The sequence below is a fragment of the Clostridium sp. UMB9555A genome, from assembly GCF_030222355.1.
Classification (GTDB): domain Bacteria; phylum Bacillota; class Clostridia; order Clostridiales; family Clostridiaceae; genus Sarcina; species Sarcina perfringens.
The window spans coordinates 938,011-963,156 of record NZ_JASORQ010000001.1; the positions used below are offsets into that span (position 1 = coordinate 938,011).

Here is a 25,146-nt window from a genome sequence, read left to right on the forward strand (position 1 = left end):
TTTTAAAATATACTTTAAGATTTAAAATAGAGATTAATATTAAAATAAAGCCTTTATTTTTTCTAAGTTTTTTATACAGGCATTATATCCATAGTTATAAGCCTCTTCTAATTTAGTTACATCTTTTTCAAAACTTTCAATAGCTTCATCTTCATTTGGTCTTATTATAATTGCCTTCCCAGCCTTTTCTAACTCTTCGCAAAATTTTACTGTTTCATTATATTTTATATGTCTTGATAAAAATGTATCTTTTAAGTTAGGGTATTTACGTCCCACTATTTTAGATGCTAACTTATTACTTTTTCCTAAGGTTTTTCTATAACTTTTAGGTCTAGTAAGAACTATTAAGTGTTTTTCATTTCCATCTGCTATAGCTTTTTTTATTGGAATAGGATCTAATAGTCCACCATCATAATATTCATTTCCATTTATTTTTATTGCTGGGAAAAGTATAGGAATAGCGCAAGTTGCTCTTAAAGCCATATATTTTTCATCTTTAATTTTTCCATCTAAGTATTCTGTTTTTCCTGTGTTAGCATTTGTAACACCTACTAAAACTCTTCCCTTATAATTTGAAAGTGCATTAAAATCATAAGGGAAGAGTTTATTTGCTAATTCATCAAATACAAAATCTAAACCAAAGATGCTTCTACACTTAAAGAAGTTAGAAAGACTTAAATATCTTTTATCATTTCTATATTTTTTTAATATTTCAATATTTCTTCCTTTTTGATTAGAAAAATATGAAAAACCATTAGTTATTCCTGCTGAAACTCCAATACAGTAAGGAAATATTATATTATTATCAAGAAGAGCATCCATAACTCCTGCACTAAAAATAGGACGAAAAGTTCCTCCTTCTAAAACTAAGCTAACCATAAAATATCCTCCTAAGCTTCATCATATATTTAAGATTATAATCCTTAAATTAAAAAATTTCAAAAAAGGTATGTTGAAAAAGAAGGGTTACTATGGTATCATTTGGATTAGAAAATAGCATAAAAAATAGCTAGGGGGGCCAGTAGTGTCTGGCTGAGATTAGAAATGAAATTTCTTGACCCTTTAACCTGATCTGGTTAATACCAGCGTAGGGAAGCCCAAGAGACACATATATTTAAATTGATTTTAAAGCATATATAGCCTTAGGGCTGTATATGCTTTTTCTTTTTTAGAAGGAGTGAAAAATATGAGTAAATTATTTAATGCATTAACAATTGCAGGGTCAGATAGTTCGGGGGGAGCAGGAATACAGGCTGATATAAAAGCTTTTTCTGCTAATGGAGTTTACGGAATGAGTATAATAACTGCCATAACAGCTCAGAATACTCAAGGAGTTTTTGGAATAATGGATGTTACTCCTGAAATCATAGAAAAACAAATAGATGTTATTTTTAATGATATAGAAGTAGGTGCCATAAAAATAGGTATGGTATCTAAAATTGAATCAATAGAAGCAATAAGTAATGCTTTAGGAAGAGTAGAAAAATTGCCTCAAATAGTATTAGATCCTGTTATGATTTCAAAAAGTGGATTTAAGCTTTTATCAGATGATGCAAAAAATACTTTAATAGAGAAGTTAATACCGATAGCTACTTTGATAACTCCAAATTTACCAGAGGCAGAAGAATTATTAGGCAGAGAAATACTTACAATAGAAGATATGAAAAAGGCAGCCTGTGATCTTAAAAAATTAGGAGCAAAAAATGTTTTAATTAAGGGTGGACATTTAGAAGGAGAGGCAACAGATATTTTATATGATGGTGAAAACTTTACTCTTTTTAATGAAGAGAGAATAAATACAAAGCATACTCATGGAACAGGATGTACCTTATCATCAGCTATTACAGCTAATTTATCAAAGGGAATGAATATAGTTGATTCTGTGAGAGGTGGAAAAGAATATATTACAGGTGCTATAAAAAATGGCTTTGAACTTGGAAAGGGTGTTGGACCAACACATCATTTCTATAAATTTTACTAGGAGGAATAAAAATGGAAGTTTTAAAAAGAGAAAACCCTTTAATACATATGATAACTAATTATGTTACAGTTAATGATTTAGCACAAGTAACCATTAATTATGGAGGCTTACCTCTTATGGCTACCCATCATGATGAATTAAAAGAGATAACAAAAATGGCTAATGGATTATTAGTTAATATAGGAACTTTAGAGCCTTACCAAATGGAGTCATCAATGATTTCTATGAAAATAGCAAAGGAAAAAGGAATTCCCTCTGTTTTAGATCCAGTAGGTGTACAAGCATCAAAACTTAGAAAAGATTTTGCTAAAAAATTAATACTAGAGGGAGAGCCTTCACTTATAAAGGGGAATTTAGCTGAAATAAAAACCCTTATAGGTGAAACTTCAAATTCAATTGGAATAGATTCCTTTGATGATTCTTTAAGTGAAAATACAAAAAATAAGATAAAGGAATATGCAAGGGAAAGAAATCTTATAGTAGTTGTTTCTGGAGTGGTTGATTTTATAACTAATGGAGAAGAAAGTGCAAGTGTTAAAAATGGAACTTATAAAATGAGTAAAATTACAGGTACTGGATGTATGCTAGGAACTTTATTAACACTAGCTTTAAGTTTTTATGACCATAAAGATTTAAGATTTAAAGAAGTGGTTAAAGCAGTAGCTGCATGGGGAATATGTGGAGAATTAGCTGAGGAAAGATTAAGAGAAAAAGAGGGGTTAATGACATTTAAGCATAATCTTTTAGATGAACTTTCAATTATTAATGATGAAACAATAAAGGAAAGAGAGAAGGTTATTTATGAGTAATAAAGATACGAAAAAATTATATTTAGTAACAGACTATAGAATTCCTTTTAATGAGCTTTTAGAAAAAACAAAGGAAGCTTTAATTGGAGGGGTATCCATTGTTCAATATAGAGCAAAGAATAAAAAAACTAAAGAAATGTGTAAGGAAGCTAAGGAGTTAAAAAAGCTTTGTGATGAGTTTGGAGCATTATTTTTAGTAAATGATAGAATAGATGTAGCCTTAGCAGTAAAAGCTCATGGAATTCACATAGGACAAGATGATATGGAAGTTTCCATAGCAAGAGAAATAATGCCAAAGGATGCAGTTATAGGTGTTACTGTTCATAATAAAGAGGAAGCTTTAAAAGCTATGAAAGATGGAGCAGATAACTTAGGTGTTGGGGCTTTATTTTCAACTAATAGTAAGGATGATGCAACATTAATGACCTTAGAAACCTTAAGAGAGATAAAATCTGTTTCTAATATTCCACTTTATGGGATTGGAGGTATAACTCCTTATAACTTAAATAAGGATATTTTAGAAAATCTAGAAGGGGTAGCTGTCATATCTGATTTATTAAATAGTGATAATATAAGAGAAAAAAGCAAGGAATTTTTAAATATTCTTAGTAAATAAAAATTTTTGAATATTAAACTTAAAATATGAAATAATCAAAAAGAGGTTCTTAAGTTAGAGAATCTCTTTTTTATTTAGAGTTTATTTTATAGTATAATATTTATAATTTAAGGACTATTTTAACTAAACCTTAATTTTACATAGGAATAAATTTATTTTACATATGTTTAGTTTAGATATGGTCTTAATTTTATATAAGTTAGATAAGTAGTAATTTTAGGAGAAGGATATGAGAAGAGAATTTGAGGTATTAAATAATATTTTTGGATATAGGGAATTTAGAAAAGGGCAACAGGAGGTAATAGATAAGATTTTAAGTGGAAAGGATGTATTTTGTATATTACCTACTGGAGGAGGAAAATCCTTATGTTATGAAATACCTGCTTATATTTTTAAAGGAACAACACTTGTTATTTCTCCCTTAATATCTCTTATGAAGGATCAAGTTGATAACTTAAATTCCTTAGGAATTAATGCTGCTTATATAAGTGGAGGAAATGACTTTGAAGAGGTTAAAAATATAATTAGTAAATTCATAAAAGGAGAATTTAAGCTTCTTTATGTATCACCGGAGAGATTAGAAAATAGATATTTTTTAGATAATATAGAAAAAGCTAATATTGCACAAATTGTAGTTGATGAAGCCCACTGCGTATCAATGTGGGGCCATGACTTTAGAAAAAGTTATAGCAAGATAAAACCATTTATTTGTAATCTAAAAAAAAGACCAATTATTACAGCCTTTACAGCTACGGCTACAGAGATAGTTATGAAGGATTCCATTGAACTTTTAGGTCTCCATAATCCCTTTATTTATAAGGGGAGCTTTAGTAGAGATAATTTAGAGATAAATGTATTAAAAGAAGTTGATAAATTAGAAATTATAAGTGAAATTATAAGTGAACATGAGGAAGAGTCAGGAATAATTTATTGCTCAACTAAAAATGAAGTTGAGGAACTTTATAAACATATGCTTTATAGAGGGAAAAGTGTAGGGAAATATCATGGATCCTTAAAAGATAAGGAAAAAAATTATTATCAAGGAGAATTTTTAAATGACAATTTTAAGGTTATGATTGCCACAAATGCTTTTGGTATGGGAATTGATAAGCCTGATGTTAAGTTTATAATACATTCAACATTTCCAAAAAGTATAGAAAATTATTATCAAGAAATAGGCCGTGGAGGAAGAGATGGAAGCTTAGCTAAGTGTTATCTTCTTTATTCAGAGCAAGATATAAGAGTCATGGATTATTTAATAAGTTCAACTACAGAAATATCTAGAAGAACTATAGAACTTAAAAAACTAGAAAAAATAATAGAGTTTTGTAATTATGATAAGTGTCTTAGAAAATATATTTTAGATTATTTTGGAGAGGAAAATTCCATAAAGTACTGCAATAATTGTACTAACTGCTTAAAAAATAGTGATTTAATAGATATGACATTAGAGGCACAAAAAATATTATCATGTATATATAGAACAAAGGAAGCCTTTGGAGAAAGTGTTTTAATAGATATTTTAAGGGGGATTCATGGGCCAAAGATTGAAAAATATAAGCTATACGAGCTTTCAACCTTTGGAATAATGAAAGAATATACAAGTAAGTATATAAAGGACATAATAAAGGAGCTTTTATCTATTAAGGCTTTAGATAGAAAAGAAGGAACATATTCTATGCTAAAGTTAAATAGAAAATCTATAGGAATATTAAAGGGAGAAGAAAAGGTGCTTTTAGAGGTTAATAATAATGAAGAAAGCATGTGCATGGATTTAGAACTTTTCAAGAAACTTCGCATTTTAAGAAAAGATATATCAAGAAGAGAAGGAGTAAAACCATACATAGTTTTTACAGATTCAATGATTATGGAGATAATAAATAAAAATCCTAAGAGTAAGGAGGATTTAAAAAATATTAGGGGCTTTGGAGAGCAGAAAATAACAAAGTATGGCCCTTTTATTCTTACAACCTTAAGGGACTATGAAAAGTATGGAAAAAGAAATTAGTTTTACTAATTTCTTTTTTGTTTTATAGGGATATTTTGTCATAGAACATAATAGATAAGGAATATATTTAGGGTAAAGGAGGGATTACAATGGATTTTAAAGAGTTTATAAAAAGTGATAGGGAAAAACATAATAAGCAGAAGTTTAAGGGAACATTTCTTGATTATTTAGAAATTGTAAAAAATAATCCTGATGTTGCAAAACTTTCTCATAAAAGGATTTATGATCTTATTATGGATAAGGGCTTTGAAATATTAAGACCTGAGGAAAATGCAAAAATTAAAAAGATATATGGTAATGAAAAAATAAAGAGATATAACTTTTTTAAAGAAGATTTTTATGGAATTGATACAGTTGTGATGAAATTAATGAATTATTTTCATTCGGCTTCAATGAGGGGAGAAGAAGCAAGACAAGTATTATACTTAGTAGGACCTGTGGGGGCTGGTAAATCCTCTTTAGTAGAATCAATTAAAAGGGTTTTAGAAACAGCACCGCCAGTATATGTTTTAGATGGATGTCCTATGCATGAAGAGCCACTGCATTTAATACCTAAACATTTAAGAAAAGAATTTGAGGATATGTTAGGTGTTGAGATTGAAGGAGATTTATGTCCAGTTTGTAAGTATAGATTATTAAATGAATTTAGTGGAGAATATGAAAAATTCCCAGTTTCAACAAAGAATTTCTCAATTCGTTCTAGAAAAGGAATTGGAGTTGTACCTCCAGTAGATCCTAATAACCAAGATACTTCAATTTTAACAGGATCTATTGATATTTCTAAAATGGACATGTATCCAGAGGATGATCCAAGAATATTCTCATTAAATGGTGCATTTAATGTTGGTAATAGAGGGTTAGTTGAATTTATTGAAGTATTTAAAAATGATGTGGAATATTTACACACCATAATAACTGCAACTCAAGAAAAATCTATTCCTTCACCAGGTAAGGGATCAATGATTTATTTTGATGGACTTATAATAGCTCACTCTAATGAAGCTGAGTGGAATAAATTTAAATCAGATCATACTAATGAAGCAATTTTAGATAGAATTGTAAAAATTGAAGTTCCATATTGTTTAGAGCTTAGTGAAGAAATTAAAATTTATGAAAAAATATTAAAGAAATCTAATTTTGATGCTCATATAGCTCCTCATACCATGGAAATTGCTTCAATGTTTGCTATATTAACAAGATTACTTCCTTCTATGAAAGTTGATCCAATTACTAAACTTAAACTTTATAATGGAGAGGAAATTGTTGAAAAGGGAACAACAAAGAGAATTGATGTTTTAGAGTTAAAAGAAGAAGCTGGAACTATGGAAGGCATGAAGGGGATTTCAACAAGATTTATTATAAAGGCAATAGATAATGCTCTATCAAATGCAGAGCATAAGTGTATAAATCCATTAAGCGTTATGGAAAGCATAATAAAATCTGTTAAGGATATGGATATATCTCAAGAGGATAAGAAGAAATATTTAGGATATATTCAAGATACCATAAGAAAAGAATATAATAAGATTCTTGAAAAAGAAATTACAAAGGCATTTATTCACTCTTTTAAGGAGCAAGCAGAAAGTTTATTTAATAACTATATAGATAATGCAGAAGCTTATGTAAATAAAACAAAACTTAAGGATTCTTCAACTAGTGAAGAGTTAGAACCAGATGAAGAATTTATGAGAAGTATAGAGGAAGAAATAGGAATATCAGAATCTTCTTCCAAGGGATTTAGAGCAGATGTAACATCATACATGTTCTATATAGTTAGAAGTGGCGGAAAAATGGACTATAGATCTTATGAACCACTAAAAGAAGCCATTGAAAAGAAATTAACAGCTTCAGTTAAAGATTTATCAAGAATAATAACTAAATCTAGAGTAAGAGATAAAGATCAAGATAGAAAGTATAATTCAATGGTAAATCAAATGGAGAAAAACGGTTATTGTCCACATTGCTGCGATGTAATATTAAAATATGCAGCTAATAACCTATGGAAGGATTAAAATATGGCCATATTTAGAGATCAAGCGGAAAACCATGTAGAACATGATAGATCTATAGAGGATAGAAGACGTCACAGGCAGTTAGTAGAAAAATCTATTAAAGAAAATTTAGGAGATATACTTTCAGAGGAGAGCATAATTGGAGAGACTAAAAATAAAAAATATAAAATTCCTATTAGAGGAATAAAGGAATATCAATTTATTTATGGTGCAAATAATAAAGGGGTAACAACAGGTACTGGAGAAGAAAGACGAGGGGATAGAATTTCTAGTGATAAGAGAAAAGCTATTTCTAATAATAAAGCAGGAAATCAGGAAGGAAAAGATATATATGAAACTGAGATAACCTTAGAGGAACTTATGGATTATATAGTTGAGGATCTTGATTTACCTAACTTAGATAGGAAGAAGTACTCTGAAATAATAGTTGAAAGTGCAGCTAAAAAAAGAGGATATCAAAAATATGGTGTAAGACCAAGGCTTGCAAAGAAAAAAACTGTTATGTGTAAAATAGCTAGAAAACAAGGAAAAAAAAGAGCATTGCGTGAAATAGGAGAAGAAGCGGAAATAGGAAGATTTCCTTTTAGAGAAGATGACTTAAGATATTATAAAGTGAAAAAACATCCTAAAAGAGAAAGCAATGCTGTAATGATTTTTATAATGGACGTTTCAGGTTCTATGGATAACACTAAAAAATATTTAGCTAGATCATTTTTCTTTGTTTTATCTAGGTTTATAAGGAGAAAATATAATAATGTAGCCTTTGAATTCATATCTCATACTACTACAGCTAAGAATGTTAATGAATATGAGTTTTTCCACAAAGGGGAATCTGGAGGAACTTATATATCTTCAGGAATAAATGCTGCCATAGATTTAATAAAAGAAAAGTATAACCCAGGCGTTTGGAATATATATCCTTTCTATGCTTCAGACGGCGATAACTGGAGTGAGGATAATGAAAAGGCTATGGAAGCTGTAAATGAAATTTCAGATTTAAGTAATATGTTTGGATATATAGAGCTTTTACCATCAACTTATTCCACTACAATGTTCTACAGATTTAAAAAAGAAATAAGTAAGAAAAATTTTGTTTCTGTAACTGTAAAGGAAAAGAAGGATTTGTGGAATGCTATAAAATATATGCTATCTGAAGAACTACAGGAAGAAAATAAGGAATGAGAGTTTTAAGATAAGGGGCTTTAAATATGGATTATAATTTAAAAGATTTAGAAGGATGGAACAATAAGATAGAAGAAATAGCAAAGAGTGAAGGGTTAGATTATTATCCTCAGGAATATGAAATTATAGGCTATAATGAAATGCTAAGTTATGAAGCATATGTAGGAATGCCTTCTAAATATCCACACTGGAGTTATGGTAAGGCTTATGAAAAGAATAAAACCTTATATTCATTAAATATGACAGGATTACCATATGAGATGGTTATAAATTCTAATCCTTGCCTAGCTTATTTAATGAAGGATAACACTTTATTGCTTCAAATATTAACTATGGCTCATGTATATGGTCATAATGATTTCTTTAAAAATAATAGGTTGTTTAAAGAAGGAACAGATGCAAATAATGCTTTAGAAATGTTTAAGCTAGATGCAGATATTATAAGAGGATATATAAATGATCCAAGTATAGGTTATAGCCAAGTTGAAAGAATATTAGATGCTGCTCATTCCATAAGATATCAAATGCCAAGAGTTATAGGTGAGAAGAGAGAGTCTCAAGATGAGCAGAGAAAAAGAGTATTAGAGATATTTAATAAGAAAAAAGAAAATAGAGGTATTTTAGACTCTATGGAAGAAATACTTCCTCCTGATATAAGTAAAATTCCACTTAATCCAGATGATGATGTCATTCAGTTTATAATAGATTATAGTAATTTAGAAGAGTGGGAAAAAAATATTCTAAAAATAGTTAGAAGAGAGAGCTTATATTTTCTACCACAAATAGAAACTAAGATAATGAATGAAGGCTGGGCAAGTTATTGGCATTATAATATTTTGAAAAAGTTAGATTTACCACAGGGACTTCATTTAGAATTTTTAAAAAGACATAATGATGTTGTAGCTCCTATTCCTTATGGGCTTAACCCTTATTATATAGGTTTTAGAATTTTTCAGGATATAGAAAAAAGATATGGCAGAGAAAAGATTTTTGAAGTAAGAGCATTAGAAAGAGATACTTCTTTTATAAGAAAATATTTAACTAGGGAGCTTTGTGAAGAACTTAATTTATTCCAGTATGTTAAAAAGGGATTTGATTATGTTGTAGAAGAAGTTTCTGATGATTTAGGGTGGAAGAGTATTAGGAATCTTATTGCTGAGGAATGCGGTGTAAGTTCTATTCCACATATTAGAGTTAGAGAGTTAAATAAAAAAGATATGACCTTAAATTTGGAGCATGTTTTTGATGGAAGAGAATTAGAAGCTAATTATGCAAAGAAAACCTTAAAGTATATAAATATTTTATGGGGCAGAAAGGTGAATTTAAGTAGTAAGGGTAAAGATGGTTCAGATATATTATTTATGTGTGATGAATAGGAAAAAACTTTCATATTATAAAATATAAATAATATAAAATATGGAGTTAATATGAAAAGTTTAAAAGGATCTCAAACTGAAAAAAATCTTTACAAAACCTTTTCAGGAGAATGTCGTGCTAGAACAAAATATAACTTGTTTGCTGAAGAGGCAAGAGAGGAAGGACAAAATTGGATAGCAGATATCTTTGATGAAACTGCTAAGAATGAATATGCTCATGCTAGGGAGGTTTTTAGAAGATTTTTATGTAATGTAGGGGATATAGCAGAGAATCTTATGGTAGCAGCTATGGGGGAAAGTGATGAATTTAAAGAAATATATATAGAGTTTGAAGAAACAGCACGTAGTGAAAGCTATGAGGAAATAGCAGACTTTTTTAAGGAACTTAGAGAGGTAGAGGAATCTCACAATGAAAGATATATGGACTTTTATGATAAGATTAAATCAAAAAGGTTATATTCATCAAAAGAACCTGTGAAATGGGTATGTACAAACTGTGGATATATCCATGAAGGAAAGGAAGCTCCAAGAAACTGTCCTCTATGTAGATTTCCACAAGGATACTTTAGACTTTTAAATGAATGTTAGTATTAAAGAGGAGACTTTTAAATGGGTCAAATTGAGATTTTTAGAAAACATTTTAAAGAGGTTAATAATTTAAGTGTTGTTTTAAGTAGTTATGCTAATACCTATAGACTTCTAGTTGGAGCTGCTGGGGAATTAAATAATATATCTAAAGTTAGAAAGAGAGATTTAGATGATGCCTTAGATAGAGTTGACGAAATGGGTAAGATAATAGATTCTATTTTAGAGGTTATTAAGGATAATGAAGAAGCTTATATTAAGTATATAAAACTTAAATCTAAATTTATAATGGAAAAAGCTTCAAAGGATATAATTCAAACTGAAGTAGAACAGGACTTACTTTTTGAAAACTCTAATAGAGAGGAAGAAGAGTAAATAATAAAAAATCCTATTAAAGAAAATTCTTTAATAGGATTTTTTGTTAAAATTTCTTTAATTGTAAATTACTAACCATTAAGTAAGAGAATACAACTAAAATTACTACTGGGAATAAAATGTTTAAAGTAAACTTTATTGATAATAAAATAAATAAAGCAACAACAGCTCCAGCAATAGTTATAGGTACTCCTCTAAATACACCGTCAAATTCAGTTGCATTGTATCTAGCTAATCTGAAAGCTCCACAAATAGGGAAGCAAAGTAATAATGCATAACCTATAATTCCCATAGGACCTAAAGATTCAAAGTTATAAAATACAAAAGTTAATACTGATGGTGCCACACCAAATGATACTAAATCCGCTAAAGAATCTAGTTCCTTACCAAGATCACTAGAAACATTTAAATAACGAGCAACTCTTCCATCATATCTATCAACTAATCCAGCAAGAAGTATAAATATTGCTGCTAATAAATACTCTGATTTAAATGTTGCTAATAATGATAATATACCAAAAGATAGGTTTATAAAAGTAAATATATTTGGTATACTACTTTTTCTCATATAATCACTCCTAATAAAAATATTAACAATAATAAAATTATATTAATGTATATCCAAAAATTAAATATGTATTAGAACAAAATAACTTTGGACTAATTGTGAATAAAAAGTTAAAACATAGATATTATTGCATAATTTTTAGTATAAGTCAAAATGTAATTACTTATACAGCATTATCGACAATAGGATTAACAAATGATATAATTTTATAATATTGTAGGGTTTGTATAATATATTAAAAATGATACCATTAATTGAAAGAAATATCAATTTAATTTATTTATAGTAAGTAATTAAAAGTGGAGGGTAAAACATTGAAGAAAGTAAGATTTATATATAACCCATATTCGGGAGAGAATGCTATTTTAAAGGAACTTGATAAAATAATCACTATGCATCAAGATAAGGGATATACTATAGTTCCTTATAGAATTCAAAGGGGAGTAGATGTAATAAATGCTCTAGATATAGTAGATTCTACTTATGAATACATACTTATTGCAGGTGGAGATGGAACTATAGATACTGTTGTAAATGCTATGAAAAAAAGAGGGATAGAAATTCCAATAGGAATTATTCCAGTAGGAACAGCAAATGACTTTGCAAAACATTTAGGTATGCCTCAAGATGCAGGAGCATGTGTTGAGCAAATATTAGATTCTTATGCAGTTGGAGTAGACCTAGGTAAGGTAAATGATAATTACTTTGTAAATGTATTATCTACAGGATTATTTACTGATGTATCCCAAAAAACAGATACAAATTTAAAAAATACAATAGGTAAATTAGCATATTATTTAAAAGGCTTAGAAGAATTGCCTAACTTTAGAAAGCTAGATGTTAAAATAACTGCTAATGGAGAAGTATTCAATGAGCCTATATATTTAATGCTTGTGTTTAATGGTCAAACAGCAGGAAACTTTAAATTAGCAACTAAGGCTAAGGTTCAAGATGGACTTTTAGATATAGTTATATTTAAGGCTTGTCACATTCCAGAATTAATACCTATGTTTATAAAGGTATTAAAGGGAGAACACTTAGAAGATTCTAGAATTGAGTATATAAGAACAGATGAGCTTCTTATAGAATCTGATGAGGAAATAGTTACAGATATAGATGGAGAGAGAGGTCCAGATTTCCCATTAAGAGTTCAATGTATTAAAGATGGAATACAAGTTTTAGGAATAAATAAGTAATATAAATAATAACTTATAGTAATGAGATTTAATATGTAAACAAGATAGGTGAGAAATAAATTAGGAGGAATTATGAATCAAACATTTATTTATTACACAATATTGTTTCTTATAATTTTCATTACTATAAGTAATTTAGTAGAAAATTATAGGTATTCACCTAAAAAAATAAAAAATATAATAGGTATAGCTTTTTTATTGCAAATTATAAGAATCATATCCTTAATAGCACTAGCTTTAGTAAGTGATCAAAGGTATATAAGTTTATTTAAATATGTAGGTTTTTTAGATATAATATATATTCCTTTAATGGCATTAGTAGCCTTTTATATTTTACTTAGAAGTGACAAGATAAATTTTCAGTTTTTTAAATTTTCACCAATAGTATTAACAGGATTTTATATTGGAGTCATAACTATTTTTAAACCTTTTTTTAAGATGTCTTGGGAATATGGTTACGTAATTACAACGGAAAAACAAATTTTACTTAAATCCATATATATTCTTTTGTTAGTAGCTATATTAAGCTTTTTAATACTTTTTAAAAAGGAAAACCATTCTGATAAAAAAGGGATAGTATTTTTAGGGGTGACCTTAGCCTTTATAATAATAGAAAACTCCTTAGAATTATTAGGAGTTAAATTTTTAAATGGTGCTATAATTAGTGAGCTAATATTATGTATTTTAGGTTTTTATATAGTTTTAACTTTTAAGAAAAATAGAATTTCTATAAGGGACTGTATCAAGAGTTAATAATAAAACTTATAAACAGATTCTGAGAATTACTAGATTCTAAGTGAAAGTCAAAGTCTAGTAATTCTCTTTATACTGTTTATAAGTTTTGCTTAAGTAATTTTGATACATTCCCTTATTTTTTGAGGTAATAATAAAATAAAAATAAAATTTAAAAAGTTAAGTGGATTAGATCCAAAATTCTTTTGAAGGTATATCCTCTAATATTTTTCCAGAATCTAATTTTATAATTCTTGAAGAGACCTCTTTTGCAAATTCCATATCATGAGTTATTATTAATACTCCAATATTTTCCTTAGATAAGGATTTTATAATATTTGAAACATCCTTAGTTAAAGATGGGTCTAAGGCTGAGGTAGGTTCATCAAAACATATATATTTAGGGTTTAACATTAAAGCTCTAGAAATGGCAACTCTTTGTTTTTGCCCACCTGATAGTTCGCAAGGGTAAGATTTAGCTTTATCTTCTAAAGAAAGTTTAGAAAGAATTTGTAATGCTTTTTTAGTAGCCTCCTCTAGAGAAAGGTTTAGAGTGTGCATTGGAGCTAAAATTAAGTTTTCTAAAATATTCATATGAGGAAAAAGGTTAAAGGTTTGAAATACTAGTCCTATTTTTTTATGAGTTTCCTTTTGTGCTTTGGAGTCTTTATATATTCCATTTTCGCAAATTTTTAAAGAATCTAAGGTTATATCTCCAAAGTCACAGGTTTCAAGTCCATTTAAAATTCTAAGTATTGTTGTTTTACCAGCTCCAGAGGGGCCTAGTAAGGTTAATATTTCTCCTTCCTTAAGAGTGAAGGAGATGTTTTCTAATATCTTATTTCCCTTAAAGGATTTCTCTAAGTTTTTTATTTCTATCATTTTTAATCCTCCTAATTATAATATGAATATTTTTTCTCTAATCTATTAAATATTTTAGTTAAAATTACTATTAACAGTAGATATATTATGCCTATTAAAAACAAGGGAAGGAGAGAAGCGTCTCTGTTACTTGCAATTTTACCAGCTCTTAAAAGTTCACCTATGCCAACTACATAAACTAAGGATGTATCTTTAACTAAAGTAATAACTTCATTGGCAATTGAAGGCAAAGTTTTTTTAAATGATTGGGGAAGAATTATCTTTTTAAAGGTAAACCATTTTGAAAGACCTAGGATTTTACTTGCTTCAAATTGTCCTTTATCAATATCTTTTATACCAGATCTAAATATTTCGCCAAAATAAGCTGCGTAATTTAAGGTGAATGCTATTATGGCAGCTGGGAATCTATCTATGCTAACTCCTATTATTGGTAGTCCAAAAAATATAAATATTAGTTGTAATAATAAGGGGGTTCCACGCATAACTAAAACATATAAAGATGATATAAAATTTACTATTTTAATATTTGATAATCTAAGTATTGCAACTATTATTCCTAAAGGAATAGATAAAAGTAGTGTTAATATAAAAACACCTAATGTATTTTTTAAGCCTTCTATTATTGAGGGCATTAAAGTAATAATATAATTCAAAGTTAATACCTCCTTATTTCTCTAAATCTTTTCCAAACCATTTATTAGATATTTTAGCTATAGTTCCATCCTCTTTCATATTTTCTAAAGTTTTATTTAAAGGTTCTATTAAATTAGAATTTTTTCTAAGTCCTATGCTATAACTTTCTTTCCCTAAATCTTCAGTAAGAACATGAAATTTACTAGGGTCATTTTTTGAAATATAATATTGAGCAAGAATTTCATCACAAACAACTGCATCACTTCTTCCAGCTTCTAAATCCATAAAGCAATCATTAAAGCTATCGAAAAGTACAGGTTCTCCATTTTTAAAGGATTTAGTTAGTTCTGGACTTTCAAATAGAGTGTCAAGCGAGCTAGAGCTATCTTGAGTAGTTACAGTTTTTCCTTTTAAATCCTTTAAAGTATTTATATTAGAATTAGAAAGGGTAACTATAACTTGTCTATTTTTTAAGTATGAATTTGTAAATGCAACTTTTTTTTCTCTTTCAGGTGTCATGGTATATCCATTCCAAATTAAATCTATATTTCCATTAGTAAGTTCAGTTTCTTTCATTGACCAATCTATTGGTTGGAAAATAACCTTTAAATTCATACGCTTAAAAGCTTCTTTTGCTAAATCAACATCAAAACCAACTATGTCCCCCTTTTCATTTTTAAAACCCATAGGAACGAAAGTGTCATCCATTCCTATAATCACTGTATTACTATCCTTTTTAGTTTCTATTTTCTTTGAGGAACAACCAAAAATAAGAATAGATAAAATTACTATGCTAATTAATAAAAATAATAACTTTTTCATATCTTTCTCCTTTCGATTTATTACACTAATACTTTATCATGATGAAGCGATAAAGTCAAATAAGAAATGAAATAATTTTATTTAAATATTGACAAAACGTTGCATTTTAGAGTTTATATAATATAATAAATTAGAGAGTTATGTAATTTTTTATTTATAGGTGGTGAAACTAAATGGAAGATAGCCCTCGAGAAGATAGGTGCAATTTAAAATTAAATATTAAAAGAAAAGAGGGAAGTGATTTTCTAGATTAGATTAAACTTATAATATACTTCTCCTTTTCTTAAAAATGAAATTTAATTTTAAAATTTTTTTAAAATTAAAAAGGAGGAGAGCTGGATGAACAAATTAACAATGTTTTTATACAGTAACATAATCAATAAGAAAATATATGATGAATTCAATGAAGTCCTAGGAGTTTTAAAGGATGTTTATGTAACTACAGAGGATGGTTATCCAAGAATTATAGGATATAAAGTAAAGAGAGATGGAGTCATATTTGATTATGAGTTTAAAAATATAGATTTTTATCAAAAAGATAATGGGAAATTTAAAATACAAATAAGGGGTAGTAGAGAGATATTACCTAGAAATTATAGCTATCTTTTATCTCAAAATTTATTAGATAGAAAAATAGTAGATATAAATGGAAAAAAAGTAGTTAAGGTTGATGATTTAAGAATAGTAAAAATAGCAGGTGAGTTTAGGGTAATAGCTGTTGAAACTGGAAAGATAGTAAAGTTTAGACGTAATGGATTAGAGGGACTAGGAAAATTATTAGCTAAAGTTTTTAAAGAAAAGTTTCAAGAAAAAGTTATTATGTGGGAAGATGTTGAGTCTTTAGAAATGATTAATGATAACTTAAAGTTAGCTATTCCATATAAAAAGCTTCAAAAATTACATCCAGCTGACTTAGCAGATATACTTGAAGAACTTGATGCCATAAACAGAAAAAAAGTTTTCGATAGCTTAGATGAAGATTTAGCTGCAGATACCTTAGAAGAAATAGAACCAGAAGTACAAAGCAGTATAATAAAGGGACTTTCCCATTCTAAAACTGCAGAGCTTTTTGAAAATATTCCAAATGACGAAATAGCAGACATTATAGATGAACTAGATGAGGAAGAAAGAGAAAAAGTATTAATTGCCTTAGAAAATGAAGACGCAGAAGAAGTTAAAGAGCTTATGGGATATTCAGATGAATCTGTAGGTAGTATAATGAACAAGGATTTTATATCTTTTAATTTAGATCTTACTATAAAAGAGACAATAGAACTTTTAAGAGAATTAGATGCAGATGAAGAAGTTATGTACTACGTTTATATAACTGATGAAGAAGATAGACTAAATGGAGTTGTAACTTTAAGAGATTTAATAATGAATGAAGAAAATAAGAGACTTAAGGAGATTATGCACACATCTTCCATAAGTGTTAATATAGATAGTACTATAGAGGATGCCATAGAAAAATCAACAAAGTATGATTTAATATCTATCCCTGTTGTGGACTATGAAGAAAAATTAGTTGGTATGGTTCTTATTCATGATATAGTTGATGAATTAATTCCTAATAACTTAAAAAGAAAATTTAAGAAAAAGTACACAGATTAGTTGACAAATTTTAATAAAAGAATATAATAAAGTATATAATTCATATCAAAATAGTCGGATAAATGTTGTGATAAAGTAAAGTATTATAAGGATAGGTCACAGAGAGAAAGTGGTGCTGGAAATCTTTCACCAAAGCTTTATAAGAAGTGCGCTTTTGAACAGAAATTTCGAAAAGTTATAAGTAGAAATTTTCGAGTATCACCCGTTAACGTGATAGAGTATTTATAGTACTTGATTAAGTGAGGTCTTTACCTAATTAGAGTGGAACCACGGAGTAAAAAGCTTCGTCTCTAAATAGTGTAAGGCCTTTTTATTATATTTTTAAGGAGGAAATTTATATGGTTTTTAACGGTCTTTTAAGTTTAATAGGAAACACACCAATATTAAAAGCAAATAATTTATTTGAAGGGAACAATGTATTTGTTAAGCTTGAAAAATTTAATCCAGGAGGAAGTATAAAAGATAGAGCAGCTTTAGGGATGATAGAAGAAGCTGAAAAAAATGGATTATTAAAAGAAAATGGAGTTATAGTAGAACCAACTAGTGGAAACACAGGAATTGCCATAGCTATGATTGGTAAAATTAAAGGGTATAAAGTTATTATAACTATGCCTGAAACAATGAGTAAAGAAAGAAGAGATATGATCAAAGCTTATGGTGCAGAGATAATTTTAACTGAAGGAAGCAAAGGAATGAAGGGCGCTATTGAAGAAGCAGAGAGGTTAGCTAGCACAAAGGGATATTTCATGCCTCAACAGTTTTTAAATGAAGCTAATGCTAAAAAACATTATGAAACTACTGCAGAGGAAATAATAAGAGATATTCCAGACTTAGATGTATTTATTGCAGGGGTAGGAACTGGAGGAACTATTACAGGCGTAGGAAGAAAATTAAAGGAATATAATCCTAATATAAAAATAGTTGCTGTAGAACCTAGTGATTCAGCTGTATTATCAGGAGAAAATTCTGGTCCTCATAAAATTCAAGGAATAGGTGCTGGATTTATACCAAAAATATATGATTCATCAGTAGTTGATGAAATAATAAAGGTTAAAAATGAAGATGCATACACTATGGCAAAAAACTTTGCTGATAAAGAAGGAGTTCTAGTAGGTATATCTTCTGGAGCTGCACTAAAAGGGGCAAAGGATATTTTAGAAAATATATCAAAAGATAAAAAAGTGTTAGTTATAGCACCTGATGGAGGAGAAAAATATTTTTCAACAGGGCTATATGAGTAATTTATAGGAGTGAAAATTTTGTTCAAAAATTTAAAATATGATATAGAAAATGTTATGAAAAATGATCCAGCGGCTAGAACAAAACTAGAGGTTTTATTGCTTTACCAAAGCATACATGTTTTGATATTTTATAGAATAGCACATGGACTATATAAGATAAAATTATTTTTTCTAGCACGATTAATTTCTCAGTTAGGAAGATTTTTTACAGGTATAGAAATTCATCCAGGGGCAAAAATAGGAAAAGGACTTTTTATAGATCATGGAATGGGTGTTGTAATAGGAGAAACTGCAGAAATAGGAGATAATGTAACTATATATCATGGAGTTACTCTTGGAGGAACTGGAAAGGACAAGGGTAAGAGACATCCAACTATAGGGAATAATGTTATTATTGGATGTGGAGCTAAAATTTTAGGGCCTATAAGTATAGGCGATAGAGCAAAAATAGGAGCAAACTCTGTAGTATTAAAGGATGTTCCAAAGGGAAAAACCGCTGTTGGAATTCCAGCAGTTATTAAAAATTAATTTATAAATATGCCAATTTTTATTATTTGGTTTATAATAAGACTATATATAAATTTTATTAGTTAGAGAAAAATTGAAACCATATGTTTTTACATTTACTAACTAAAAATTTAATATAGTCTTTTTTAGTTTGAGGTGATAATTTTTGAAGGAAAAGATTTTAGAGTTTTGTAAATCTTTAGGATTAGATACTGTGGGATTTGTAAAGTGTAGAAGATTTTCAGAACTTGAAGAGATGTACAATATAAGAAAAGATAAAGGGTTTGAAAATGAGTTTGAGGAACAGGATATAGAGAAAAGAGTAAATCCTAATGTGTACATGGAAGAAGGAAAGACCATAATAACAATTGCTTTTCCTTATTTATATGATGAAGACTATGTTGATAATGGATTTTCAGTTTATACTAGAGGAATGGACTATCATTATGTTGTCTCTAATTTCCTTAAGAAGATAAGTGAATATATAGAGTCTTTAGGGGGACGGGCAATTTCTTTAGTTGATAGTAATTCCTTGCCTGAAAGATATATTGCATATTTAGGAAATATAGGATTCATAGGTAAAAACAATATGCTAATCACTAAAAAGTATGGTTCTTATGTGTTTTTAGGAGAAATAATTACGGATTTAGAAATTCAGTGTGAAGAAGAAAGAACTTTAGAGGAATTAAGAACTCATAAGGAATGTGGTGCCTGTGAGATATGCTATAAAAATTGCCCAACTAAAGTTTTAAATAGAAGTAAAATGAAAAACACTAACTCATGTATGTCTTATATAACTCAGAAAAAAGATATAGAAGATAAATATTTAAAACTTATGAAGGGAAGAATATTTGGATGTGATAGCTGTCAAAAAGAGTGTCCATATAATAAGGAAATAACTTATACAAATATAGAAGATTTTAAGCCTCTAACTTTTATGCAAAAGGATTCTTTTGAAGATTTTCATAAAATAAGCAAAAAAGAATTTAATGAAACCTTTAAAAAGACTTCTTGTGGATGGAGAGGTAAAAATACAATATTAAGGAATATAATGATTAAAGAGGTATTAATTAATAAGGAAGATATATCAAACTATGAATTAAATTCTGAAAGTCTTAAAATTTTTAGAAATAGACTTTTAAATTTTTATGATGTATAATAATATATTGTTAAAATTTGATACAGGAGGTAAAGTTATGTTTACTCGTATAGGAGCTAATATATTAGTTAGATTACCGGATAGTATTTTTAAACCAATAGCAGGAAATTTAATCGGTGGATGTTTAAATAAATATGCTGACCTTAATGTTTATGGACTTGATAAAATAAAGAAGGAAGAGGGTCCATTTATATTTATAGGGAATCATTTAAGTAATGCAGATGGATTAGTTTTAGATAAGGTTTTACAAAAAGAATATGATCCATATTTTATTGCTGGAGTAAAGCTAAATGATGAGGCTTTAACTAATATAGGTACAAGATTAGTTAAAAATATAAAAATAAAGCCAAATTCAGCAGATAGAGAATCACTAAGCAAAATTGTTAAGGCTGTTAAGGGTGGAGAAAATATAGTTATTTTCCCAGAAGGAACAAGAAGTAGAAATGCAAAAATGATAGAAGCTAAAAAGGGAATTATACTTATAGCAAGATTAACAAAGGCTAAAATAGTACCTTTTGGAATGACTGGAACTGAAAAGCTTATGCCAATAAATGATGAAAATATGGGAGCAGAAAAGTTTCATCATTCAAAAGTTAACATAAAATTTGGAACTCCTATTGACCTTCCAAAGAAAGAAAAAGATGAAGGAAAGCATGAGTATGAAGAAAGGGCTTTAAATTACCTTATGAAAAATATAGCCAATCTTTTACCAGAAGATTATAGAGGGGTATATAAAGATTAGGGGGATATACTATGAAAAAGAGAACTAAAGAGGTATTAGAAATATTAAAAGAAGAGTATCCAGATGCTAAATGTGAGCTAAATTATGAAACTCCCTTTCAACTTTTAGTTGCTACTATTTTATCAGCACAGACTACGGATAAAAAGGTTAATGAGGTAACTAAAGGGCTTTTTAAAGACTATCCAGATGTAGATTCTTTTTTAACTATAAGTCAAGAGGAACTAGAGGATAGAATAAAGCAAATAGGACTTTATAGAAATAAAGCTAAAAATTTAATTATGATGGTTCATCAATTAAAAGAGAATTTTGGTGGAGAAGTTCCTAAAACTATGGAAGGAATAATTTCTTTAGCTGGGGCAGGAAGAAAAACTGCCAATGTGGTTTTATCAAATGCCTTTGGAGTTCCATCTATTGCAGTAGATACTCATGTATTTAGAGTTTCAAATAGAATTGGCTTAGCACATTCAGATAATGTACTTGAAACTGAAAAACAACTTCAAAAAGAATTACCTAAAAAAGAATGGTCCTTAGCCCATCATATTTTAATTTTTCACGGGAGAAGATGTTGTATAGCTAGAAAGCCTAAATGTGATATATGTAAGATAAATAAATACTGTGATTATTTTAAAAATAATAGATAAAAAGCTACACAAAATAGTGTAGCTTTTTTTTTATTTGCTAGCTTCTTTTTTGTTATATAAAAATATAGAAAAAGAAGCTAATAAAATTAAGGCATATCCTATTAGGGATATTTTATCTGGTATATCTCCAAATAATACAAAGCCTATTAAAGCTGTGAAAATAACTTGAGTATAGTCATAAATGGAAATATCTCTTGCTGGAGCATATTTATAAGCAGCTGTTAATGCAAATTGAGCACAAGAAGCGGCAACCCCTGCAAGAATTAAAAATGCAAATTGTTCTAAGCTAAAGGTTTCAAATTGAAATAACATAATAGGAAAAGTAGTTACTATTGAGAAGAAAGAAAAGAAGAAAACAATAGTAGCTCCCTTTTCTTTACCACCTAAGTATCTAACAAAGGTATAAGCACCTCCAGCAAAGGCTGCTGAACAAAGTCCAATTATAGCAGGAATAAAGTTACTTGCTAAATTCCCAGAAGGTCTAACTATAAATAAAACTCCAGAGAATGCAGCTAAAAGACATATTATATGAATTGGTTTTAATTTTTCTTTTAGGAATAAATAAGAAAATATAATAACGAAAAATGGACTTAATTTATTAAGAATAGTAGCATCTGATAATATTAGTCTATCGATTGCATAGTAATTAGCCCAAATTCCTAAGGTTCCTAAGGCAGAACGTCCTATAAGAGCAAGTCTATTTTCCTTGTGTCCAAAAAGTAAGGCATTATCTTTTTTCACTAAATAAAATGCCACAAAACAACTAACTAAGTTTCTAAAGAAACTTTTTTCTATTGATGGTAAATCACCGGATAATTTTACAAATGTACTCATAAGAGCAAAACTAAGTGCTGATATGGTTATTAAAATTATACCTTTTGTTTTATTATTCATTTAATCCTCCTATTAAATTGTTGAAATTTTTATAATAACATTTTAGATGTTAAAAATAAATAGGTCAATATTAATAATATATAGTAATTTTATGAAGAAATGAATAAATTTTTGAAAAAAGAGGTATTTTTACTTATTTTAAATATTTATTTAATATATAATAAAAGTACTATGCTAAATAAGAATGGGGAAAATTTAGATATGTTAATTGGACTTTTTAACAATTTAGGTATTAAAGAGAAAACATTAAAAAGAATAGCAATAGTCACAGTAATATTACTTAGTTTATTTTTTATAAAAGGGTTAAATTTAATTTGTGCTTTAAATAGAGATTTATTTAAGGATGTAAGTGTAATTTATGCTGCTGAAGAAATTATAGTAATGACTCAAATAATTCTTTGTATTATGATATTATCTATATGCTTTATATATTATAGAGGTCTTAAAAGAAAAGAATTCTTTGGTATATCCCTTGTTTATGTAAGTATTATTACTGAAATGGTTTTTATAGTCTTAACAGGAAAAATAGTTGAAAATCAGGTTTATGACTTAAATTTATTTAGTTTATTATTTAGAGGGATATTATTACTTTTAGCTGTTTTATGTCTTAGAAACTTTGATGCTTTTATAAGGAAACATAAAAATTTAACCTTAGTATTTGTAATATTGGTAACGATTATATTACAAATGCTAAATGTTAATTGTAACTTAGGGGTATATGAATATAACTTTATATATAATTTAACTTTAGTTTTAATAGTTTTAACATATATTTCTTGTATTGTAGTTTGTTTAATCAGAATTTTTCAATTTAGAGAAATAACTTATTTAGTAATAATGATAAGTGGTTCACTTATGTTATTAAAATTAGTTTATGGTATTTCTTTAATTATAACTAATAATGACCTTATAAAAATAAATATTGTATTTTTTAATTTCATATCATTTATGAGTTTTGTATTTGGTATGTTTTTTGATTTACTTCAAGTTATAAAAAATAAAAATTTTATGCAAGAAGAACTAAGTGCATTTTTTAACCTAATAGAATTTGATTGCAATAGTGAAGTCATATTACTTAGTAACAATTTAAAGGTTCTGTATGCAAATGAAAAATGTAGAAGTAAAAGAATATCACCTAAAAATAGAGAAAATAAAACTTATATTGATTTAGAAAAACAAATTAAAGGATTTTTATATGATAAAAATATAATTTGTATAGAAAGTGTTCTTAGAAATTCTAAGGAATGGAAAGGAATAATAAAGTTAAATGGAGAGGATGAAGTTGTAAAGGTAAATCTTCAAAAGATAAAAAAGGAAAAAAATCTTTATTATGTACTTAGAATTAATGATATAACAGAAGAATATAGAATGGAGAAAGATTTAAAATTAGAGGAGCAAAGGCTTAGGGGAGTTACTGAAAATATAAAAGATTTAATATTTACAATTGATGTTGAAGGAAAAATAAGCTATGTAAATAAAGCAGTAATAGATGTTTTAGGATATAGTGAAGAAGAATTAATAGAAAAAAATTATTATGATCTGTTATTAGTTGAATCTAATTTAAATATAATAGACAGCAAATATTTTAATGAAGATAAGATTTTAACAATAGATAAGGTAAGATCTAAAAATGGATTGGTTCAATTAGAATCTATTTCTAGTAGAATTAAGGATAATAAAAATAATACCTTAGGATGGGTAAGAGTTGCTAGAAATATAGAGGATGTAAGAGAAATAGAAATATTAAGGAATAAATTTGAAGAAATAAAGCAATATGACAAGGTTAGAAGCGAGTTTTTTGCAAATTTATCTCATGAGCTTAGAACTCCTATTAACATAATATATTCATGCATACAGCTTTTAAACACTAGTAAAAAGAATAAGACAAACTTTGCTAGTTTATATGATAAGTATGAAAAAACTTTAAAACAAAATTGTTTTAGAATGTTAAGGCTTGTAAATAATCTTATAGATATAACAAAAATAGACTCTGGTTTTATTAAGATGGACTTTATTAATTATGACATAATAAAGCTTACAGAAGATATAACTATGTCTGTAATTCCTTATGTGGAATCTAAGAATATAGATATAATCTTTGATACTAATTGTGAGGAATTAGAGATAAGGTGTGACCCAGATAAAATTGAGAGAATAATTTTAAATTTATTATCTAATGCCATAAAATTTACAGAGCCAGGTGGAAAAATAGAAGTTAGTATTTTGATAGATGAAACTTGGGTAGATATAAGAGTTAAGGATACAGGTATAGGAATTCCATCACACATGAAAGAATTTATTTTTGAAAGATTTATACAAAATGATAAATCCTTAAATAGAAATAAAGAAGGAAGTGGAATAGGATTATCTTTAGTTAAATCTTTAGTTGAATTACATGCAGGAAAAGTTTTCTTAAGAGAAAGTGATGAATCAGGCAGTGAATTTTCAATATTACTACCTAATGTGAAATTGGAAAATGATGTTTGTGAAAATGGGAGCTTAGATTATAAAACAGAGGTTGAAAAAATATCAATAGAATTTGCTGATATTTATGAAATATATTAGGAGATTTAA

General features: G+C 27.9%; 24 protein-coding genes, 1 riboswitch and 1 other annotated feature. Of the genes, 18 read left to right on the forward strand and 6 right to left on the reverse strand.

Translation table 11 applies throughout. The annotated features are described in order from the left end of the window. Nucleotides 1-39: 39 nt before the first annotated feature. Nucleotides 40-879 (reverse strand): patatin-like phospholipase family protein, encoded by an 840-nt coding sequence (locus QP548_RS04300; protein ID WP_061428288.1) that lies wholly within the window; start codon nucleotides 877-879, stop codon nucleotides 40-42. Between the two features lie 122 nt (nucleotides 880-1,001). After that, nucleotides 1,002-1,111: riboswitch (TPP riboswitch) on the forward strand. A gap of 75 nt (nucleotides 1,112-1,186) precedes the next feature. Here QP548_RS04300 and thiD point away from each other — a divergent pair. From thiD to QP548_RS04345, 9 genes are all read left to right on the forward strand, one after another. Beyond that, a complete protein-coding gene (gene thiD / locus QP548_RS04305) occupies nucleotides 1,187-1,981 on the forward strand; it encodes a bifunctional hydroxymethylpyrimidine kinase/phosphomethylpyrimidine kinase (protein WP_061428286.1) in 795 nt (264 codons plus the stop codon). 11 nt (nucleotides 1,982-1,992) lie between these two features. Next, nucleotides 1,993-2,790, forward strand: a complete 798-nt coding sequence (thiM, locus tag QP548_RS04310; protein ID WP_061428284.1) for a hydroxyethylthiazole kinase — start codon at nucleotides 1,993-1,995, stop codon at nucleotides 2,788-2,790. Continuing rightward, a complete protein-coding gene (gene thiE, locus QP548_RS04315) occupies nucleotides 2,783-3,406 on the forward strand; it encodes a thiamine phosphate synthase (protein ID WP_061428282.1) in 624 nt (207 codons plus the stop codon). Before thiM ends, thiE begins: the two co-directional genes overlap by 8 nt. A 229-nt stretch (nucleotides 3,407-3,635) precedes the next feature. Continuing rightward, nucleotides 3,636-5,414, forward strand: coding sequence for a DNA helicase RecQ (gene recQ / locus QP548_RS04320; protein WP_061428280.1), 1,779 nt, complete (start codon nucleotides 3,636-3,638; stop codon nucleotides 5,412-5,414). Nucleotides 5,415-5,503: 89 nt separating this feature from the next. Continuing rightward, nucleotides 5,504-7,426 (forward strand): PrkA family serine protein kinase, encoded by a 1,923-nt coding sequence (locus QP548_RS04325; protein WP_284904927.1) that lies wholly within the window; start codon nucleotides 5,504-5,506, stop codon nucleotides 7,424-7,426. A 3-nt stretch (nucleotides 7,427-7,429) separates the two neighbouring features. After that, nucleotides 7,430-8,608 carry a sporulation protein YhbH gene (gene yhbH / locus QP548_RS04330; protein WP_061428272.1) on the forward strand — a complete coding sequence of 393 codons (1,179 nt, stop codon included), beginning with the start codon at nucleotides 7,430-7,432 and terminating at the stop codon, nucleotides 8,606-8,608. Nucleotides 8,609-8,634: 26 nt separating this feature from the next. Next, nucleotides 8,635-9,984, forward strand: coding sequence for a SpoVR family protein (locus tag QP548_RS04335; RefSeq protein ID WP_061428270.1), 1,350 nt, complete (start codon nucleotides 8,635-8,637; stop codon nucleotides 9,982-9,984). A 51-nt stretch (nucleotides 9,985-10,035) separates the two neighbouring features. Continuing rightward, a complete protein-coding gene (locus QP548_RS04340; RefSeq protein WP_061428267.1) occupies nucleotides 10,036-10,572 on the forward strand; it encodes a rubrerythrin family protein in 537 nt (178 codons plus the stop codon). 21 nt (nucleotides 10,573-10,593) lie between these two features. Continuing rightward, the gene (locus QP548_RS04345; RefSeq protein ID WP_003453576.1) at nucleotides 10,594-10,944 is read left to right on the forward strand and encodes a hypothetical protein; all 351 of its coding nucleotides are present in this window, start codon (nucleotides 10,594-10,596) and stop codon (nucleotides 10,942-10,944) included. A 46-nt stretch (nucleotides 10,945-10,990) separates the two neighbouring features. Here QP548_RS04345 and pssA read toward each other — a convergent pair whose 3' ends face one another. After that, nucleotides 10,991-11,512 carry a CDP-diacylglycerol--serine O-phosphatidyltransferase gene (pssA, locus tag QP548_RS04350; protein ID WP_003453570.1) on the reverse strand — a complete coding sequence of 174 codons (522 nt, stop codon included), beginning with the start codon at nucleotides 11,510-11,512 and terminating at the stop codon, nucleotides 10,991-10,993. Nucleotides 11,513-11,826: 314 nt separating this feature from the next. Between pssA and QP548_RS04355 the strand changes: the two genes are divergently transcribed. After that, nucleotides 11,827-12,708 carry a YegS/Rv2252/BmrU family lipid kinase gene (locus tag QP548_RS04355; RefSeq protein ID WP_061428265.1) on the forward strand — a complete coding sequence of 294 codons (882 nt, stop codon included), beginning with the start codon at nucleotides 11,827-11,829 and terminating at the stop codon, nucleotides 12,706-12,708. 72 nt (nucleotides 12,709-12,780) lie between these two features. Then, nucleotides 12,781-13,461 carry a hypothetical protein gene (locus tag QP548_RS04360; protein WP_061428260.1) on the forward strand — a complete coding sequence of 227 codons (681 nt, stop codon included), beginning with the start codon at nucleotides 12,781-12,783 and terminating at the stop codon, nucleotides 13,459-13,461. 168 nt (nucleotides 13,462-13,629) lie between these two features. Here QP548_RS04360 and QP548_RS04365 read toward each other — a convergent pair whose 3' ends face one another. From QP548_RS04365 to QP548_RS04375, 3 genes are read right to left on the reverse strand one after another with little or no spacing between them, the layout of a single operon-like run. Further along, nucleotides 13,630-14,322 (reverse strand): amino acid ABC transporter ATP-binding protein, encoded by a 693-nt coding sequence (locus QP548_RS04365; protein ID WP_061428258.1) that lies wholly within the window; start codon nucleotides 14,320-14,322, stop codon nucleotides 13,630-13,632. A gap of 11 nt (nucleotides 14,323-14,333) precedes the next feature. After that, nucleotides 14,334-14,975, reverse strand: a complete 642-nt coding sequence (locus QP548_RS04370) for an amino acid ABC transporter permease (protein WP_061428256.1) — start codon at nucleotides 14,973-14,975, stop codon at nucleotides 14,334-14,336. Nucleotides 14,976-14,988: 13 nt separating this feature from the next. After that, on the reverse strand, nucleotides 14,989-15,777 hold the full coding sequence (locus tag QP548_RS04375) for an amino acid ABC transporter substrate-binding protein (RefSeq protein ID WP_061428254.1): 789 nt from the start codon (nucleotides 15,775-15,777) through the stop codon (nucleotides 14,989-14,991). 339 nt (nucleotides 15,778-16,116) lie between these two features. Here QP548_RS04375 and QP548_RS04380 point away from each other — a divergent pair, with 339 nt between their 5' ends. The 6 genes from QP548_RS04380 to nth all read left to right on the forward strand — a co-directional run bounded on the left by QP548_RS04380 (nucleotide 16,117) and on the right by nth (nucleotide 21,678). Next, nucleotides 16,117-17,388: a magnesium transporter gene (locus tag QP548_RS04380; RefSeq protein WP_061428253.1), complete on the forward strand. Its 1,272-nt coding sequence runs from the start codon at nucleotides 16,117-16,119 to the stop codon at nucleotides 17,386-17,388. Between the two features lie 58 nt (nucleotides 17,389-17,446). After that, nucleotides 17,447-17,683 (forward strand) — a binding site (T-box leader). 43 nt (nucleotides 17,684-17,726) lie between these two features. Beyond that, nucleotides 17,727-18,629 carry a cysteine synthase A gene (gene cysK, locus QP548_RS04385; RefSeq protein ID WP_061428251.1) on the forward strand — a complete coding sequence of 301 codons (903 nt, stop codon included), beginning with the start codon at nucleotides 17,727-17,729 and terminating at the stop codon, nucleotides 18,627-18,629. An 18-nt stretch (nucleotides 18,630-18,647) separates the two neighbouring features. Then, nucleotides 18,648-19,157: a serine O-acetyltransferase EpsC gene (gene epsC, locus QP548_RS04390; protein ID WP_061428249.1), complete on the forward strand. Its 510-nt coding sequence runs from the start codon at nucleotides 18,648-18,650 to the stop codon at nucleotides 19,155-19,157. Nucleotides 19,158-19,302: 145 nt separating this feature from the next. Further along, complete coding sequence (gene queG, locus QP548_RS04395; protein WP_061428247.1) at nucleotides 19,303-20,295, forward strand: tRNA epoxyqueuosine(34) reductase QueG; 993 nt, start codon at nucleotides 19,303-19,305, stop codon at nucleotides 20,293-20,295. 37 nt (nucleotides 20,296-20,332) lie between these two features. Further along, nucleotides 20,333-21,037: a lysophospholipid acyltransferase family protein gene (locus tag QP548_RS04400; protein WP_003465970.1), complete on the forward strand. Its 705-nt coding sequence runs from the start codon at nucleotides 20,333-20,335 to the stop codon at nucleotides 21,035-21,037. 11 nt (nucleotides 21,038-21,048) lie between these two features. Continuing rightward, nucleotides 21,049-21,678 carry an endonuclease III gene (nth, locus tag QP548_RS04405; RefSeq protein WP_061428245.1) on the forward strand — a complete coding sequence of 210 codons (630 nt, stop codon included), beginning with the start codon at nucleotides 21,049-21,051 and terminating at the stop codon, nucleotides 21,676-21,678. A 30-nt stretch (nucleotides 21,679-21,708) separates the two neighbouring features. Here nth and QP548_RS04410 read toward each other — a convergent pair whose 3' ends face one another. Next, on the reverse strand, nucleotides 21,709-22,572 hold the full coding sequence (locus QP548_RS04410; RefSeq protein ID WP_003453767.1) for a DMT family transporter: 864 nt from the start codon (nucleotides 22,570-22,572) through the stop codon (nucleotides 21,709-21,711). Between the two features lie 99 nt (nucleotides 22,573-22,671). Here QP548_RS04410 and QP548_RS04415 point away from each other — a divergent pair, with 99 nt between their 5' ends. Then, nucleotides 22,672-25,137 (forward strand): sensor histidine kinase, encoded by a 2,466-nt coding sequence (locus QP548_RS04415; RefSeq protein WP_061428240.1) that lies wholly within the window; start codon nucleotides 22,672-22,674, stop codon nucleotides 25,135-25,137. Nucleotides 25,138-25,146 lie beyond the last annotated feature (9 nt).